At 59.6% G+C, this 17,089-nt stretch carries 19 protein-coding genes and 2 tRNA genes; 17 read left to right on the top strand and 4 right to left on the bottom strand.

The genetic code is table 11. The features are described from left to right. The first annotated feature begins 75 nt into the window (after positions 1-75). The 7 genes from ABWQ00_RS07285 to ABWQ00_RS07255 all read left to right on the top strand — a co-directional run bounded on the left by ABWQ00_RS07285 (position 76) and on the right by ABWQ00_RS07255 (position 6,643). The gene (locus ABWQ00_RS07285) at positions 76-858 is read left to right on the top strand and encodes a nucleotidyltransferase family protein (RefSeq protein ID WP_353238010.1); all 783 of its coding nucleotides are present in this window, start codon (positions 76-78) and stop codon (positions 856-858) included. Positions 859-918: 60 nt separating this feature from the next. Beyond that, on the top strand, positions 919-2,307 hold the full coding sequence (locus ABWQ00_RS07280; RefSeq protein ID WP_353238009.1) for an aminopeptidase P N-terminal domain-containing protein: 1,389 nt from the start codon (positions 919-921) through the stop codon (positions 2,305-2,307). Positions 2,308-2,314: 7 nt separating this feature from the next. Next, entirely contained in the window at positions 2,315-2,932 is a 618-nt protein-coding gene (locus ABWQ00_RS07275; RefSeq protein WP_353238008.1) for an MOSC domain-containing protein, read from the top strand. A 206-nt stretch (positions 2,933-3,138) separates the two neighbouring features. Further along, positions 3,139-5,442 (top strand): NADP-dependent malic enzyme, encoded by a 2,304-nt coding sequence (locus ABWQ00_RS07270; protein ID WP_353238007.1) that lies wholly within the window; start codon positions 3,139-3,141, stop codon positions 5,440-5,442. Between the two features lie 154 nt (positions 5,443-5,596). Next, entirely contained in the window at positions 5,597-6,010 is a 414-nt protein-coding gene (locus ABWQ00_RS07265; RefSeq protein WP_502908095.1) for a guanyl-specific ribonuclease, read from the top strand. A gap of 25 nt (positions 6,011-6,035) precedes the next feature. Further along, positions 6,036-6,461 carry a barstar family protein gene (locus tag ABWQ00_RS07260; RefSeq protein WP_353238006.1) on the top strand — a complete coding sequence of 142 codons (426 nt, stop codon included), beginning with the start codon at positions 6,036-6,038 and terminating at the stop codon, positions 6,459-6,461. Then, complete coding sequence (locus ABWQ00_RS07255; RefSeq protein ID WP_353238005.1) at positions 6,440-6,643, top strand: hypothetical protein; 204 nt, start codon at positions 6,440-6,442, stop codon at positions 6,641-6,643. The genes ABWQ00_RS07260 and ABWQ00_RS07255 overlap by 22 nt, the downstream gene beginning before the upstream one ends. A 94-nt stretch (positions 6,644-6,737) precedes the next feature. Here the strand turns inward: ABWQ00_RS07255 and ABWQ00_RS07250 are convergent, their stop codons facing one another. Genes ABWQ00_RS07250 through apaG form a run of 4 tightly spaced genes read right to left on the bottom strand, consistent with a single transcriptional unit; the run spans position 6,738 to position 9,149 of the window. Further along, positions 6,738-7,220 carry a CinA family protein gene (locus ABWQ00_RS07250; protein ID WP_353238004.1) on the bottom strand — a complete coding sequence of 161 codons (483 nt, stop codon included), beginning with the start codon at positions 7,218-7,220 and terminating at the stop codon, positions 6,738-6,740. Then, a complete protein-coding gene (locus ABWQ00_RS07245) occupies positions 7,208-7,747 on the bottom strand; it encodes a phosphatidylglycerophosphatase A family protein (protein WP_353238003.1) in 540 nt (179 codons plus the stop codon). The genes ABWQ00_RS07250 and ABWQ00_RS07245 overlap by 13 nt, the downstream gene beginning before the upstream one ends. Positions 7,748-7,761: 14 nt before the next feature. Further along, positions 7,762-8,721 (bottom strand): thiamine-phosphate kinase, encoded by a 960-nt coding sequence (gene thiL, locus ABWQ00_RS07240; RefSeq protein WP_353238089.1) that lies wholly within the window; start codon positions 8,719-8,721, stop codon positions 7,762-7,764. A gap of 35 nt (positions 8,722-8,756) precedes the next feature. Then, positions 8,757-9,149 carry a Co2+/Mg2+ efflux facilitator ApaG/CorD gene (gene apaG, locus ABWQ00_RS07235; protein WP_353238002.1) on the bottom strand — a complete coding sequence of 131 codons (393 nt, stop codon included), beginning with the start codon at positions 9,147-9,149 and terminating at the stop codon, positions 8,757-8,759. A 29-nt stretch (positions 9,150-9,178) separates the two neighbouring features. Here apaG and rpe point away from each other — a divergent pair, with 29 nt between their 5' ends. The 10 genes from rpe to ABWQ00_RS07185 all read left to right on the top strand — a co-directional run bounded on the left by rpe (position 9,179) and on the right by ABWQ00_RS07185 (position 17,001). After that, positions 9,179-9,859 (top strand): ribulose-phosphate 3-epimerase, encoded by a 681-nt coding sequence (rpe, locus tag ABWQ00_RS07230; RefSeq protein ID WP_353238001.1) that lies wholly within the window; start codon positions 9,179-9,181, stop codon positions 9,857-9,859. A 28-nt stretch (positions 9,860-9,887) separates the two neighbouring features. Then, positions 9,888-10,589, top strand: coding sequence for a phosphoglycolate phosphatase (gene gph / locus ABWQ00_RS07225; protein ID WP_353238000.1), 702 nt, complete (start codon positions 9,888-9,890; stop codon positions 10,587-10,589). A 287-nt stretch (positions 10,590-10,876) separates the two neighbouring features. Further along, positions 10,877-12,376, top strand: coding sequence for an anthranilate synthase component I (gene trpE / locus ABWQ00_RS07220; RefSeq protein WP_353237999.1), 1,500 nt, complete (start codon positions 10,877-10,879; stop codon positions 12,374-12,376). Between the two features lie 2 nt (positions 12,377-12,378). Continuing rightward, positions 12,379-12,960 (top strand): aminodeoxychorismate/anthranilate synthase component II, encoded by a 582-nt coding sequence (locus ABWQ00_RS07215; RefSeq protein WP_353237998.1) that lies wholly within the window; start codon positions 12,379-12,381, stop codon positions 12,958-12,960. Then, a complete protein-coding gene (gene ltaE, locus ABWQ00_RS07210; protein ID WP_353237997.1) occupies positions 12,957-14,033 on the top strand; it encodes a low-specificity L-threonine aldolase in 1,077 nt (358 codons plus the stop codon). The genes ABWQ00_RS07215 and ltaE overlap by 4 nt, the downstream gene beginning before the upstream one ends. A 26-nt stretch (positions 14,034-14,059) precedes the next feature. Then, entirely contained in the window at positions 14,060-15,088 is a 1,029-nt protein-coding gene (trpD, locus tag ABWQ00_RS07205) for an anthranilate phosphoribosyltransferase (protein WP_353237996.1), read from the top strand. 55 nt (positions 15,089-15,143) lie between these two features. Beyond that, complete coding sequence (trpC, locus tag ABWQ00_RS07200) at positions 15,144-15,932, top strand: indole-3-glycerol phosphate synthase TrpC (RefSeq protein WP_353237995.1); 789 nt, start codon at positions 15,144-15,146, stop codon at positions 15,930-15,932. Next, entirely contained in the window at positions 15,932-16,693 is a 762-nt protein-coding gene (locus tag ABWQ00_RS07195) for a uracil-DNA glycosylase (protein ID WP_353237994.1), read from the top strand. Before trpC ends, ABWQ00_RS07195 begins: the two co-directional genes overlap by 1 nt. 61 nt (positions 16,694-16,754) lie before the next feature. Further along, positions 16,755-16,840, top strand: a tRNA-Tyr gene (locus tag ABWQ00_RS07190). 87 nt (positions 16,841-16,927) lie between these two features. Then, positions 16,928-17,001, top strand: a tRNA-Gly gene (locus ABWQ00_RS07185). Positions 17,002-17,089 lie beyond the last annotated feature (88 nt).

Genomic DNA, 17,089 nt, shown 5'->3' with positions numbered 1-17,089 from the left:
TGGACCAGCCGACCTGTGTGCGGGTCGGGCGTTGAAAAATGAGTTTAGGGCTCAGGGACCAGAGGGCGGTGTCCCATGAGCGCCTCCGGGCATGGCAATATCCGGGGCATGTCATTAACTTTTGATTTTCAGGCCATGGTGCTGGCCGCCGGGCGGGGTGAGCGCATGCGCCCCCTGACCGACAGCATGCCCAAACCCATGCTGCCAGTTCGCGGCCAAGCCCTGATGCAGTGGGCCATGCAGGCGCTGGCCCGTGGCGGCTTTGTGCGCCAGCTGGTGAACACTGCTTGGCTGGGGTCGAACATATCGGACCATTTTGGCGATCGGGTCTGTTGGCCAGACTTGCCGGTGGTTGATTTGGCGTACTCGCACGAGGGCCAGGATTTTGGCCACGCCCTGGAGACCGCAGGCGGCATCGTGCGGGCTTTGCCCCGTCTCGCCGAAGTTTTCTGGGTGGTGGCGGGCGATGTGTTTGCACCCGATTTCGTGTTCACAGCGCAGGCTGTCCAGCGCTTTGAGGCCAGCCCGGCCCTGGCGCACCTGTGGCTGGTGCCCAACCCGGCGCACAACCCGGGCGGCGACTTTGGCCTCACGGTCACGGGGCAAGTGCTCAACTTGGCCAAAGGCGCTGAGGCTTGCCCATACACCTTCAGCACGGTGGCGCTGTACAAAAAAGCTTTTTTTGCAGCTTGTGGCCTGCCGCCGGGTAACCCTGAAGGCGTCGCGCTGGCGCTGGCCCCCTTGCTGCGCGCCGCGATGGACCGCGGGCAGGTCACGGGTGAGGTGTACCCAGGCCGCTGGACCGATGTGGGCACCCCGCAGCGGCTGGCGCAACTGAATGCCCCCGAGGCGACCTGAATTTGGCCCAGCCCCATTAAGCTTGTGCCATTCTTGACCCAACCCCATACCCTATCTGCCATGAACACGTCCCAACTCTACGCCGACCGCCGCGCTCGCCTGGCTGCCCAATTGGGCGCGGGTGGCTTGGCCATCATCCCCACCGCCCCTGAGCGCCAGCGCAACCGCGACAGCGATTACCTGTACCGGCACGACAGCTACTTTTATTACCTGACCGGCTTCACCGAACCGCACGCGGCCTTGGTGATCACGGCCGATGGTGAGACCACGCTGTTTTGCCAGCCCAAAGACTTGGAGCGGGAAATCTGGGACGGCATCCGTTTGGGGCCAGAAGCCGCACCCGCCGCTTTGGGCGTGAACCGGGCATTGCCCATCGGCGAGATGGCCGCGCACATGCCCAAGTTGCTGGAAAACCGCAGCACCGTGTGGTACCCCTTTGCCATCCATACCGGGCTGGAAAGCCTGGTCCATGCTTGGTTACAGTCGGTGCGCTCGCGGGTGCGTTATGGCGCCTTGTGTCCTGAACAGCAGCGCGATCTGTGCAGCCTGCTTGACGAGATGCGCCTGGTGAAAGACGCGCACGAGCAAGACATCATGCGCCGCGCCAGCGCCATCAGCGCCCGGGCCCACATCCGCGCCATGCAGCGCAGCGCCAGCATGCTGCGCGCCGGCCAAGAGGTGCGCGAATACCACCTGGATGCCGAGCTGCTGCACGAGTTCCGTCAGCACGGCTCGCAGTACCCGGCCTATGGCTCCATCGTGGCGGGCGGGGCCAATGCCTGCGTGTTGCATTACCGCGCCGACACCGCTTTGATCCGCGATGGCGATTTGGTGCTGATTGACGCCGGGTGCGAGCTGGACGGCTACGCCAGCGACATCACCCGCACCTTCCCGGCCAACGGAAAGTTCACCGGCCCGCAACGTGCCCTGTACGACCTGGTGCTGGCCTCGCAAGATGCGGCTGTGGCCGCCACCAAAGCGGGTGCCCGCTTTGTGGACCCGCACGAGGCCACCGTGGCCGTGCTGGCGCAGGGCCTGCTCGATGTGGGCTTGCTCGACAAAAACAAAGTGGGCAACGCGCAGGACGTGATCGCCAACCGCAGCTATTTCCAGTTCTACATGCACCGCACGGGCCACTGGCTGGGCATGGACGTGCACGACTGCGGCAGCTATGTCGAGCCCTCGCAGGTGGGCCAGGTGAGCGAACGCAAGGACCCGCTGAGTGGTGAGCTGATCAAAGACCGCCCCAGCCGCATCCTGCAGCCGGGCATGGTCTTGACCATCGAGCCGGGCTTGTATGTGCGCCCTGCGCCGGGCGTGCCCGAGAAGTTCAACAACATTGGTATTCGCATCGAAGACGACGCCATCGTGACCGCCACGGGTTGCGAGCTGATCACGCGGGGTGTGCCGGTCAAGGCCGACGAGATCGAAGCCCTGATGCGGGGCTGAAAGGCCCATGCAGCCCAGCCCGCAGCCCACTTGGCAGCCCGGTTTGTCGGGCTCGCTGCTCTCCATCCAAATCGGCCAGGTTCGCCCCCTGATGGTGGGCGGGCGCAAGCTGGTGTCGGCGATTGGCAAAACCGCTGTCTCTGGCCCCATCGCGGTCGGGGTGCTGGGCCTCGCCGGTGACGAGCAAGCCGACTTGTCGGTGCATGGGGGTCTCAGCAAAGCGGTGTACGCCTTGCCCTCAGAGCATCTGGCCTGGTGGCAGGCGCAGCGGCAAGTGCGGGGCGCGACGATGTTTGAAGAAGTTTTGGTGCCCGGCTACTTGGGTGAAAACCTCAGCTTGCAAGGCGTGCTCGAACACGACCTCTTCGTGGGTGACCGCTTGGACTTTGGCGGCGTGGTCCTGCGCGTGACCCAGCCGCGAGAGCCCTGCGGCAAGTTCAATGCCGTCATGGGCTACGCCCAGGCCGCCAAAGACATGGTGCAAAGCGGGCGATGCGGTTTTTATTTGGCGGTGGACCAACCGGGTCGTTTGCAATCCGGTGCGTCTTTTCAAATCATCCCAGGGCAAGGCTCGGTCAGCGTGGCACAGGCTTTGCAGCACAAAGCCTGGAAGCATTTGCGCTGAACAGACGACATGTCGGTCCTTATTTGTGCCAAAAAGTCAAAAGCCAACTCACTTGCTACGCAGATTTACGCAGTCTTGACCCCCTAATCCGGGGCCTACAATGAAACGACCACCGTTTCGACTTGCCCACCCATGTGTTCGAACGGACGCAAGAAGGCTGCTGAACCCCAGCAGCCCACTGGAAAAACTTACAGCGGAGCACATCCATGACCAACAAGGTTCAAGCCGAAGAAAAGCGCGCCCAATTGCGCAAAGCGGCGCTCGAATACCATGAGTTTCCGACCCCCGGCAAGGTAGCGATCGCCGCCACCAAACAGCTGGTCAACCAGCATGATTTGGCGTTGGCCTACTCACCCGGCGTGGCTGCACCCTGCGAAGAAATCGTCAAAGACCCAGCCAACGCTTTCAAATACACCAGCCGGGGCAACCTGGTGGGGGTAGTGACCAATGGCACGGCCGTGCTGGGTTTGGGCGACATCGGCCCGCTGGCCAGCAAGCCGGTGATGGAGGGCAAGGGCGTTCTGTTCAAGAAGTTCTCGGGCATCGATGTGTTTGACATCGAAATCAACGAGAAAGACCCGGACAAGCTGGTCGAAATCATCGCTTCGCTGGAGCCCACTTTTGGTGGCATCAACCTCGAAGACATCAAGGCGCCGGATTGCTTCTACATCGAGCGCAAGCTGCGCGAACGCATGAAGATTCCGGTTTTTCATGATGACCAGCACGGCACCGCCATCGTGGTGGGTGCGGCCATCTTGAACGGCCTCAAAGTCGTGGGCAAGGACCCTAAACAGATCAAACTGGTCACCTCGGGCGCGGGCGCTGCGGCGCTGGCTTGCTTGGGCCTGTTGGTCAAGCTGGGCATTCCACGCGAAAACATTTGGGTCACCGATTTGGCCGGTGTGGTCTATGAGGGTCGCACCGAGCTGATGGACGAAGACAAAATCCAGTTTGTGCAAAAAACCGATCACCGCACCTTGGCGCAAGTCATTGCGGGGGCCGACGTGTTCTTGGGTTTGTCGGCAGGCGGCGTGCTCAAACAAGACATGGTCAAGTCCATGGCCGCCAAGCCCCTGATTTTTGCGCTGGCCAACCCCAACCCCGAAATCAACCCAGAAGATGTCAAGGCCGTGCGCGACGACGCCATCATGGCCACTGGCCGCACCGATTACCCCAACCAGGTCAACAACGTCTTGTGTTTCCCCTACATCTTCAGGGGCGCGCTCGATGCGGGTGCATCCACCATCACGCTGGAGATGGAAATTGCCGCTGTCCACGCCATCGCCGAATTGGCCCAAGCCGAGCAAAGCGAAGTGGTGGCCGCTGCTTATGCGGGCGAGCCCTTGGCTTTTGGCCCCGAGTACTTGATCCCCAAGCCGTTTGATCCGCGCTTGATGATCAAAATCGCTCCTGCCGTCGCTCAGGCGGCTGCCGACAGCGGCGTCGCCCTGCGGCCCATCAAAGACATGGATGCTTACCGTGAAAGTCTGCAAGGTTTTGTCTATGCCTCGGGCACCATGATGAAGCCGATTTTCACAGCCGCTAAGCGCGCGCTGAAAAAGCGCATCGCCTACAGCGAAGGTGAAGAAGAGCGCGTGCTGCGTGCCGCCCAGATCGTGGTGGACGAGGGCATTGCCCGCCCCACCTTGATCGGTCGCCCTGCGGTGATTGCCGAGCGCATCGAAAAATTTGGCCTGCGCCTGAAAGAAGAGCTCGATTACGACGTGGTCAATGTGGAAGACGATCACCGGTACCGCGATTTTTGGCAAAGCTACCACCGCATGACCGAGCGCAAGGGCATCACCCAGCAAATGGCCAAGATCGAAATGCGACGCCGTCTGTCTTTGATCGGTGCCATGTTGCTGTACAAAGGCGATGTGGACGGGATGATCTGTGGCACCTGGGGTACCAACCCGATGCACCTGAATTACATCGACCAAGTCATTGGAAAACGTGCGGGGGTCAACACATTCGCGTGCATGAACGGTTTGATGCTGCCCGGACGCCAAGTGTTCATGGTGGACACCCATGTCAACTACGACCCCACAGCAGAGCAATTGACCGAATTCACCATCATGGCGGCCGAAGAAATGCGCCGATTTGGCATACAGCCCAAAGCGGCCTTGTTGTCGCACTCCAATTTTGGGTCGTCTAACCAACCCAGCGCCGTCAAAATGCGCGATGTGTTGGCGCTGTTGCGTCAGAAAGCCCCTTGGCTCGAAGTCGATGGCGAGATGCACGGGGATGTGGCTTTGGACGCCGCCGCCCGCCACACCATCATGCCCAACAGCACCTTGATGGGCGATGCCAATTTGTTGGTTTTGCCCAATATCGATGCCGCGAACATCGCTTACAACTTGCTCAAAACCGCTGCCGGGGGCAATATTGCCGTGGGTCCGGTTTTGCTGGGCGCTGCCAAGCCGGTCCATATCTTGACGCCCAGCACGACCGTGCGTCGAATTGTGAACATGACAGCCTTGACGGTGGCAGACGCGAACGCTGCGCGCTAAAGACTTTGAGGAGAGTGCGCGCTCACCTGCGTTAAAAATGCCCAAAATGTCTTTGCCTGTTTATTGGGCATTCGCTTGCATTTTTATCGCATTTGCCGCACACTAGCGCCTTTGAGTTTTCGGGTAAACCCGGACGCTCCTGAAAGGTGTATTCATGAGGGTGGCCCAGCAATTCGTGCCCCATCAGCGTTGGTTTGCTGTGCTGATGGGCCTTCTTTGGATGGCTTGCACAGTTTTGGTGCATGCCAAGCCGCCCACCGAGACTGCAGGCCTGGCCACCGTTTTGGTGACTGAGCTGCCCCGCGAAGCGCAAGAAACCTACCGAGCCATCCGAAAGGGTGGTCCTTTTCCTTACGAAAAGGACGGCACGGTTTTTGGCAATCGCGAGCGGCTTTTGCCTCGTGAGGACCGCGGTTTTTACCGTGAGTACACCGTCAGGACCCCTGGAGAGCGCACCCGTGGTGCTCGCCGCATTGTTTGCGGCGGTCCAGTGCCAGCGGAACCGAAAGCCTGTTACTACACCCAAGACCATTACGCGAGTTTTCGCATGATGGTCGATCGACCCTAATTTTTGTTTGAGAAAGACCACGGAGATGGACACGCTGACACGCTATGACCAAGAGGCGCCCCTGAAGGGCGTGCGGTCAAATATCGTGCAGTCGATTCGCGCTTACCGCGTGAGCGATCTGCAGGAAGCCGCCCAAGGATTGGGGCATCACTTTTTGTATGCCAATTTGGCAGAAGCCCAAAGCAAGCAAGATGTGCTGGATTTGATCGGTGCGCAATTCACATTGCCATCGCATTTCGGCAAAAACTTCGATGCGCTTTACGACTGCATGACCGACCCTTTGCACAAATCGGGCCCACAGCCCGGTTTCATTGTCGTGCTGGAGCAGATCCCTGCCCACGTTAAATTCGACAAAGAAGCCCGTGAGCAATTGTTGGACATCTTCCGCGACACGGCAGATTTCTGGGGAGACAGGAAGGTACCCTTCCGATGCTTCTATTCTTTTCTGTAGCCCGTTCTGCGCAAAACAGCCAAGCAGGACGGGCGATTGAGGCACAAACCGAGGACACCACCATGGCCGAGTCGGTCGAGGAAGGTGAAAAAATGCCCACCGACAAGTTGGTGGACGTCTCGCCTTTGGCGCTGCGCATGAGCAGCCCTTTCAACGCTGGGTACTGGCTCGCAGCAGCTTGACCCTTTCGGCAGACCCTGATGAAGGGCCTGCGATCATTAAAAAACCCGCTTTTCAGCGGGTTTTTTGATGGATTTTTCTTGGCCTTGGGTGCCTTCAGGTGGTGGCGTGGGGCAGCCTTTGCAGCAGTCCTTCCAATGCCCGAGCCACAGTGGCGTGCCGCACGCTTTGACGGTCGCCGCCAAAATTTTGCCGTTCTGCGTGAACCTGGCCATTGATGCACCAAGCCAGCCAGACCGTGCCCACGGGTTTGTCGGCGCTGCCCCCATCGGGGCCTGCAATACCCGTGACGGCCACAGACACCTTGGCGGGAGTCCGGTAGAAAGCGCCCAGCGCCATGGCACGTGCGACAGCCTCGCTGACCGCGCCCTCGGCAGCGATCACATCCGGTGGGACACCCAGCAAATCGGTCTTGGCGGCATTCGAGTAGGTCACAAAACCCCGTTCAAACCAACGGCTGGAGCCTGGCAAATCGGTGCAATGGGCGGCAATCAAGCCACCTGTGCAGCTTTCGGCGGTGGCCATCATCCATTGCAAGGAATGGAGCCGATCCGCCAAAATAGAAGTCACATCAGCCATCCAAATGACCTCCAAAGTGCGATGAGAAAAAGGGTGCAAAAGGCGGCGACCAGGTCGTCAAAGACGATGCCCCAGCCGCCCCGCCATCCAAATCCCTTGAACAAACCGTCAGCCCAAGCCACCGGATCCGGTTTCACAGCATCGAAAAAACGAAACAACACAAATGCCACCAGTTGACCTGTAAAACTAGAGGGCGCGAGGATGAAAAAAATCAGCCAGACGGCCACAATTTCATCCCAGACAATCGCGCCGGGGTCGCTCACGCCCATGTTTCGTGCTGTCACCGTGCAGGCCCACCAGCCCAAGAGGATGGCTGCGCCAATCAAAGCAGCCTGCATCGGCAAAGACAAGCTGTGTTGAATCAGCAACCAAGACGCCCAGCCCCAAAGGCTGCCTACCGTGCCCGGGGCTTTGGGTGACAGGCCCGAGCCAAAACCCAAAGCGATCACATGGGCGGGGTGCTTGAGCATGAATCCCGCCGTCGCACGCACGGGCCCCAGTTGGGCGGTGACGTCAGGGGTGGTCATTGGCCCGCTCATCGTCATGCGAAATGGTCAAAAGAAGAAAATGCAGGGCGCACAACATTGCCGTTGTCGTCCATCAGTATCAAGCCGCTGTCTGACGTGATGCGGCCGATGCGGGTGATGGGGGTTCCGCTGCCCAAAGTGGCCGCTTCCACCGCGTGCTGCAAGGCGGGCGGGGCGGTGAACACCAGCTCGTAATCGTCACCGCCAGTCAGCACGCAGCGCAGCCAGCATTCACGGGGGCAGTCCCAAGCTTGGCGGGTGAGCATCAGCTGCGAGAGGGCTGGCAAGTTCAACTGGGCGCCGACACCGCTGGCCTTGAGGATGTGGCCCAAGTCGCCCAGCAAGCCATCGCTGACGTCGGCCATGGCAGTGGCCAAACCGCGCAAAGAAGTGCCCAAGCTCATGCGGGGTATCGGTGTTTCCAGGCGGGCTCTGGCCAGGTCAAAAACAGCTTGCGGCACGCTCAAGTGGCCCCGAAAAACCTCCAAGGCCAGTCGGGCATCGCCCAAATGACCGCTGACATAAATGTCGTCTCCTGTTTGCGCTGTACTGCGCAAAATGGCTTGCCCATGGGGGATTTCGCCCATCACCGTGATGGCGATGTTCAAGGGGCCTCGGGTGGTGTCGCCACCGATCAACTCACAGCAATGTGCATCGGCCAAGGCCAAAAGGCCCTGCGAAAAATCCGACAGCCAGTCTTCATCGGCGCGAGGCAATGACAACGACAACAAAAAAGCACGGGGTGTGGCGCCAGAAGCGGCCAAATCGCTGAGGTTCACTGCCAAGGCTTTGTGACCCAAAGACCGGGGGGACACGGTGGACAAAAAGTGACGGCCTTCGACCAACATGTCGGCCGAAAAAGCCAACTGGTGACCGGGGCGGGGCGTCCACACCGCGCAGTCGTCGCCAATGCCAACGGCTGCTTGCCGTGCAGGACGTTTGAAGTAGCGCTCGATCAGCTCAAATTCACCCATGCCCATGAGCTTAACCGCAAGTCAAAAGGGGGGACTCAGTGCAGGGTGCGGCCCGTGGGCATGGTGTTGGAAGATTCCAAAATGAAAGTGCCAATGGCCGCGTCGAACCGGTGACCATCTTCTGCCACAAAGAAATAACTGCCACCCATGGTGCCGCTGGGGGCTCGCAAGCGGCAGCCACTGCTGTACTGGAAGGATTCACCCGGACGCAGCAGGGGTTGCTGACCGACGACACCCAAACCTTTGACCTCTTCGGAGTGCCCGCGTTCGTCCTGAATCACCCAATGACGGGAGATCAGTTGCACCGGCACCTTGCCCGTGTTGGTGACCGTGACCGTGTAGGCAAAGGCAAAGACCTCTTGCAAGGGCTTGCTTTGGTCGGCCACGTATTGAGGCACGACATCGATTTGAACGTTGTAAGCAGACATGGGCCGATGTTAACTGCGACAATTCTGTGATGACAAAGACTTTTCGCATTGCCCCTTCCATTCTCTCGGCTGATTTCGCTCGTTTGGGCGACGAAGTCAAAAGCGTCGTCGATGCTGGTGCCGACTGGATCCATTTCGACGTGATGGACAACCATTACGTGCCCAACCTCACCTTCGGGCCCATGATTTGTCAAGCGCTCAAGCCGCATGCCAAAACAGCCACTGGTTTGGCTGTCCCGATCGATGTGCATCTGATGATTTCGCCAGTCGATGCGTTGGCCGCGTCTTTTGCCGAGGCTGGAGCCGACCTCATCAGCTTTCACCCGGACGCCAGCGCGCATGTGCACCGCAGCATCCAGGCCATCAAGAGCAAGGGTGTGAAGGCTGGATTGGTGTTCAATCCGGCCGAGCCGCTCGATGTGCTGGAGTGGACGATCGACGAAATCGATCTGATCCTCATCATGAGCGTCAACCCGGGCTTTGGGGGCCAAAGTTTCATCGATTCGGCCTTGCGCAAGGTTGAGCTGGCGCGCCAATGGATTGAGCGCAGTGGCCGCGACATTCGCCTGGAGGTGGACGGCGGCATCAAAACCGACAACATTCGCCGCGTGGCCGATGCAGGGGCTGACACCTTTGTGGCGGGCAGTGCCATTTTTGGCAAGCCCGATTACAAGGCCGTGATCGATCAGATGCGCGTGGCTTTGTCTTGAATTGGTGTCAACCGATATGCAGCATTTGATGCAGATTGACGCGGTCATCTTTGATCTGGACGGTACCTTGGTGCACACCTTGGGCGATTTCCAGGTGGCCTTGCACCGCACCATGGCCGATCTGGACTTGCCGCCGGTGTCGGACGCGCTCATCGAGCAAACCATCGGCAAAGGCTCCGAGCACCTGATCCGCACCTTGCTGGCGCATCAAATCAACCGGCCCGAAGTCAAAGGGGTGGGCCAGGCTTGTCCAGCGCTGTCGGTAGACGCCCTGTTCGATCGCGCTTGGCAACGTTACCAACACCACTACCTGGACATCAACGGCCAGTTTGCCAATGTCTACCCTGGCGCCCTGGAGGCGCTGGAGTCTTTGGCCGCCCGGGGCATGCCCATGGCCTGTCTGACCAACAAGCCCTTGGGCTTTGCAAAGGACTTGCTGAAAGAAAAGTCACTTGCACACTTTTTTGGCCCCGTGTTTGGAGGGGACAGTTTCGAGCGCAAAAAGCCCGACCCTTTACCGATTCTGAAAACCTGCGAAGCCTTGAGCAGCCCTGTGGCCAGGACCCTGATGGTCGGCGACTCAAGCAACGATGCCCAGGCGGCTCACGCTGCAGGATGTCCTGTGGTACTGGTGACCTACGGCTACAACCATGGCCAACCTGTTCAAGACACGCCTGCGGCTGCTTGGCTGGACAGCTTGGCCGATTTGCCTGCGCGCATGAAGGCTTGACCATTCGACCAAAGTGCCTGCTGGCGTGTCCGCCGCTGTGCCTTAGGGCTTTGCTACACTCGCAACACCATGTGCATCCTCCATCATCATTCCAGCGCAGCCAGCCTGCCGAGCCATTCCCCTGCGGAAGGCCGGGGAGCCTGGCCCTGGCGTCGGCCAGCCTGACCCCACCGACCGTGCGGCCTTGCCCGCCACCCGCGCCCAGCTTCATTCGCAAGATGACTGGGCACCTGGATGAATGAAAGCACCTCGCCAGAGGTCGCTGAGCGCTTTGGAGGCTCTTGCCCATGATCACCGAACTTGAATTCAAAAGCCTGGCCAGTCAAGGCTACAACCGCATTCCACTCATGCTGGAAGCCTTTGCGGATTTGGAAACCCCTTTATCGCTGTACCTGAAGCTGGCGCACACCAAGGACAACGGCCAATACAGTTTCTTGTTGGAATCCGTGGTGGGTGGCGAGCGTTTTGGCCGATACAGCTTCATCGGTCTGCCGGCCCGCACCTTGTTGCGCGCCAGTGGCTTTGGGGCTGATGCCAAAACCGAAGTGGTGCGCGATGGCGCGGTCATCGAAACGGCCACGGGCAACCCGCTGGACTTCATTGAGGCGTACCAAAAGCGTTTCAAGGTGGCCTTGCGCCCCGGTTTGCCACGTTTTTGTGGCGGCTTGGCAGGCTATTTTGGTTACGACGCCGTCCGTTATATCGAGAAAAAACTCGAAAAATCCTGCCCGCCCGACACCTTGGGCACGCCCGACATCTTGTTGCTGCAATGCGAAGAACTGGCGGTGATCGACAACTTGTCAGGCAAGCTTTACCTGATTGTTTATGCTGATCCGGGCACGCCCGAGGCCTATGTGGGTGCGAAAAAACGCCTGCGCGATTTGAAAGAGCAGCTCAAATACTCGGTCAGCGCTCCGGTGGTCAAACCCTCTCAGTCTTACCCGGCTGAGCGTGACTTTCCAAAGGCCGATTACATCGCCGCGGTTGAAAAAGCCAAAGAGCTGATCGCCGGGGGCGATTTCATGCAGGTGCAGGTGGGTCAGCGCATCAAAAAGCGCTACACCGAAAGCCCGCTGTCCTTGTACCGTGCGCTGCGTTCGCTCAACCCCAGCCCCTACATGTACTTCTACAACTTCGGCGACTTCCATGTCGTCGGGGCCAGCCCAGAAATTTTGGTGCGCCAGGAGCAAACTGAAGAGGGCGCCAAAGTCATCATCCGTCCTTTGGCGGGCACACGTCCCCGGGGTGCGACACCCGAAAAGGACACGGCTGCCGAGCAGGAACTGATCAACGACCCCAAAGAGCGGGCCGAGCATGTGATGCTGATCGATCTGGCCCGCAACGACATTGGCCGCATCGCTCAAATTGGCTCCGTCAAGGTCACCGAGGCTTTTGTGGTTGAGCGCTACAGCCACGTCATGCACATCGTGAGCAACGTCGAGGGCCTGCTCAATCAGGGCATGAGCAACATGGACGTGCTCAAAGCCACCTTCCCGGCGGGCACGCTGACAGGCGCGCCCAAGGTACACGCTATGGAGTTGATCGACCAGTTCGAGCCCGTCAAGCGCGGCATCTACGGCGGCGCTTGTGGCTACATCAGCTATGCCGGCGACATGGATGTGGCGATTGCGATCCGCACCGCCGTCATCAAGGACCAGACGCTGTATGTGCAAGCTGCTGCGGGGGTGGTGGCCGATTCTGTGCCCGAGATGGAATGGCGCGAAACCGAGCACAAGGCGCGTGCCTTGTTGAGGGCCAGCGAGTTGGTGGAAGAAGGCTTGGAGTGAACATGGCGAAAAAAATCAAACTCCTGATGGTCGACAACTACGACTCTTTCACCTTCAACATCGTGCAGTACTTCGGTGAACTGGGCGCGGAGGTCGAAGTCTTTCGCAACGATGAAATCACGCTTGAGGGCATTGCGGCCCGCCAGCCCGAGCGTTTGGTGATCTCGCCTGGCCCATGTTCACCTGCAGAGGCAGGCATTTCCGTGGCGGCTATCCGGCACTTCGCGGGCCAGTTGCCCATTCTGGGCGTGTGCCTGGGGCACCAAAGCATTGGTGCGGCCTTTGGCGGCAAGATTGTTCGCGCGCAAGAGTTGATGCACGGCAAGACCAGTGTCATCACCACCACGCAAGAAGGCGTGTTCGCGGGTTTGCCTGAAAAATTCACCGTCAACCGATACCATTCCCTGGCCATTGAGCGGGCCAGTTGTCCGCCCTGCCTGAAAGTCACCGCCTGGACCGATGACGGCGAGATCATGGGCGTGCACCACACCGAGCTCGACATCGAAGGCGTGCAGTTTCACCCCGAATCCATCCTGACCGAGCACGGCCACGCCATGCTCAAAAACTTTTTGGTGCGTCCATGAACAGACCCATTGATCTGCGCAGCGATACCGTCACCCAGCCCACCGCAGCCATGCGCGAAGCCATGATGAACGCCCCCTTGGGGGACGATGTGTTTGGCGATGACCCCACGGTCAACGCCTTGCAAGAACGCATCGCGCAAATCACCGGCAAAGCAGCGGCGCTGTTCATGCCGACCGGGACGCAGAGCAACCTGTGCGCCTTGATGGCGCACTGCGAGCGGGGCGACGAGTACATCGTGGGGCAAAACGCCCACACCTACCGCTATGAGGGTGGGGGCGCGGCGGTGCTGGGCAGCATCCAGCCGCAGCCCTTGGCGCAAAACAATTCGGGTGAAATGTCTCTGGCCGACATTGCCGCAGCCATCAAGCCCAACGATTGCCACTTTGCCCGCACCCGTCTGCTGGCGCTCGAAAATACCTGGAACGGCCACCCCATGTCGCAAGACTACCTGGCGCAAGCCACAGGCTTGGCACGGAAGCATGGCTTGGCCGTGCATCTGGATGGCGCACGCTTGTTCAATGCCGCTGTGGCACAGGCCGAAGGTGGAGCTGTCACGGCCAGCGTGCGCCGCATCGTCGACCACTTCGACAGTGTGTCCGTGTGTTTCAGCAAGGGCTTGGGCGCGCCTGTGGGATCTGCCTTGTGCGGCTCGCATGAGTTGGTCGCCAAGGCTTTGCGCTGGCGCAAGGCCTTGGGCGGCGGCATGCGACAGTCTGGCTTGTTGGCCGCTGGTGCTTTGCACGCATTGGATCACCACATCGACCGATTGGCCGATGACCATGCGCTGGCGCAGCGACTGGCGCAGGGCTTGCAAGGCCTGCCGGGCCTGAGCGTGCGTTCTGCGCAAACCAACATCGTGTTTGTGGATGTGGCCGATGGCCGAGGCCCCGCCTTGTTGGCCGAACTCAAAGCCCAGGGTGTTTTGGCCACAGGTTTGATCGGTCTGCGTTTTGTGACGCATCTGGATGTGGACGCTGCAGGCGTCGACTTCGCCATCGCTTGCATTCGCCGCTTCATGGCCCAGCCATTGGCAAGTCAAGGTGCAGGATCATCCTCCACAGGTATCTATTGAAAATCTATCCCCCTTAGGACGACGCCATGCCCATCACCCCTCAAGAAGCTCTGCAGCGCACCATCGAGCACCGCGAAATTTTCCATGACGAGATGCTGCACATCATGCGCATGATCATGAATGGTGAGTTGTCACCCGTCATGATGGCGTCGTTGCTCACGGGTTTGCGCGTGAAAAAAGAAACGATTGGCGAGATCACGGCTGCTGCGCAAGTGATGCGCGAGTTTTCCAACAAGGTGCATGTGGCCGACCCGCGGCATCTGGTCGACATCGTCGGAACGGGTGGCGATGGTGCGCACACCTTCAACATTTCGACATGCGCCATGTTCGTGGCCGCGGCTGCCGGTGCCAAAACCGCCAAGCACGGCGGCCGCAGCGTGAGCAGCAAGTCTGGCAGCGCCGATGTGGTCGAGGCTTTGGGTGGCAACATCCATTTGTCGCCAGAGCAGATTGCGCGCTCGATTGAAGAGGTGGGCATTGGCTTCATGTTTGCGCCCAACCACCACCCTGCCATGAAAAACGTGGCCCCTGTGCGCAAAGAGCTGGGTGTGCGCACGATGTTCAACATCCTCGGACCTCTGACCAACCCCGCCAGCGCGCCCAACATTTTGATGGGCGTGTTCCACTCCGACCTGGTGGGCATTCAGGTGCGAGCCCTGCAACGCTTGGGGGCGGAGCATGCGGTGGTGGTTTATGGGCGCGACGGCATGGACGAGATCAGCCTGGGTGCTGCCACCTTGGTGGGCGAGCTCAAAAACGGCCAGATCACCGAATACGAAATCCACCCGGAAGACTTTGGCCTGACCATGTCCAGCAACCGCGCCTTGAAAGTGGACACGCCCGAGGAGTCAATGGCCATGTTGCGTGGGGTGCTGGACAATCAGGCCGGCGCAGCGCGCGACATTGTCATGATCAATGCGGGCGCTGCCTTGTATGCGGCCAATGTGGCCAGCAGCATCGCAGACGGCCTCGACCGCGCCAGGGTGGCCATCGAATCGGGCGCTGCCAAAGCCAAGTTGGCGCAATTTGTGGCCTTTGGCCAAAGAACTGCTTGAGTGCAGCTTCCAATCAGCCCATTGGTGCCTCAGAGCCCAGACAGAAAGAAAAGACATGACGGACATCTTGGACAAAATTGTGGCGGTCAAGCGTGAAGAAGTGGCCGCCTCACTCAGGCACAAGCCCTTGGAGGTGGTGCGGGCCGATGCAGAAAGCCGAGTCCTCACGCGAGACTTTGAGGGCGCCATGCGTGCCAAGATCGCTGCGGGTCAAGCGGCGGTGATTGCCGAAATCAAAAAAGCCAGTCCCTCCAAGGGCGTTTTGCGGGCCGAGTTCATTCCGGCCGATATCGCCCAGAGCTATGCCGAATTCGGCGCCGCTTGCTTGTCGGTGCTGACCGACAAACAGTTTTTCCAAGGCAGCGTCGATTACCTCAAGCAGGCGCGTGCCAGTTGTGACCTGCCGGTCTTGCGCAAAGACTTCATGATCGATGCCTACCAAATCTATGAAGCCAGGGCCATGGGCGCCGATGCGGTTTTGCTCATTGCTGCTTGTTTGGACGATGCCCAGATGGCTGATATGGAGGCCGTGGCACGCAGCTTGGACATGGCGGTGTTGGTTGAAGTGCATGACCGCGCCGAACTGGACCGAGCGCTGAAACTCAAAACCCGTCTTGTCGGCATCAACAACCGCAACCTGAAAACCTTCGATGTTTCACTGCAGACCACTTTGGACATGTTGCCCGACGTGCCTGCTGATCGCCTGTTGATCACCGAAAGCGGGATTCAAACGCCCGACGATGTTCGCCGCATGCGCGAGGCCAAGGTCCATGCCTTTTTGGTGGGTGAGGCCTTCATGCGGGCGGACGAGCCGGGTGAGGCTTTGGCCAAGCTCTTTGCCTGATGCCAGTTGGCGTGGCTCAGCAAGTGCTAGATTGGGGCGATACCCCCTTGGGGGCCGATCGATTGGCAAACTGGCCGCCAGACCTGTCGGCCTTGGATGCGGGTTGGACCCCGCTCGTGCAGGGCTTCTTGAGCAGTGAGCCAGGGCGGGCTTTGTCTGCGCGCCTCAACGAGGCTTTATTGGCAGGTCAAACCATTTACCCGCCCGATCCATTGAAAGCGCTCAGATTGACACCCCTGGACCAAGTCGGTGTCGTCATATTGGGTCAAGACCCATACCATGGCCCGGGTCAGGCGCATGGCATGGCTTTTTCGGTTGCGCCTGGGGTGCGCATCCCGCCCAGTTTGCGCAATATCTTCAAGGAGCTTCAGCAAAGCCTTGGGGTGCCAACTCCCGCTGACGGGTCCTTGGTGCACTGGGCTCAGCAGGGCGTTTTGCTGCTCAACACCTGCTTGACTGTGGGGGCGGGACAGGCCGGCAGCCACGCCGGTTGGGGCTGGGAGGTGTTGACCGATGCTCTGGTCACCGCTGTGGCCCAAAGCCCCAAGCCTGTTGTGTTCATGTTGTGGGGCGCGCACGCGCAGACCAAGAAAAAAGTGGTGGAAGCCGTGGCGGGTTCAGCTCGGCATTTGATCCTCCAGGCCAATCACCCCTCGCCACTGTCCGCTTCGCGCCCGCCCTTGCCTTTTGTGGGTTGCGGGCATTTCGCCAGCGCCCAGCTTTTTGCGGCGCAAACCGGTAGAAAACCCATCGCCTGGTGAAAAGTTGAGCGCTCAATTGCGCTCGGTCACAAAAAGATGGCATAATCTAAGACTCGCTTCTGGAGGGGTGCCCGAGTGGCTAAAGGGGGCAGACTGTAAATCTGTTGGCTTACGCCTACACTGGTTCGAATCCAGTCTCCTCCACCAGCAAACTGGCGAAAGCCGGCTTGATTTGAGCAATTGGAAATGGTTTCCAAGCATTGGCTCCGCATTCACTCGTGCGGTTCAATCAGTGCGGGAGTAGTTTAATGGTAGAACCTTAGCCTTCCAAGCTAATGACACGGGTTCGATTCCCGTTTCCCGCTCCAGTCTGCCGGTGAGTTTGTCAGGAGTTTTGCCCTTGTGGCTCAGTGGTAGAGCACTCCCTTGGTAAGGGAGAGGTCGCGGGTCCGATTC

This window comes from Limnohabitans sp. (assembly GCF_040400975.1).
In the GTDB taxonomy this organism is placed as follows: Bacteria; Pseudomonadota; Gammaproteobacteria; order Burkholderiales; family Burkholderiaceae_C; genus Limnohabitans_A.
This window is presented reverse-complemented; position numbering and strand designations above follow the sequence as displayed.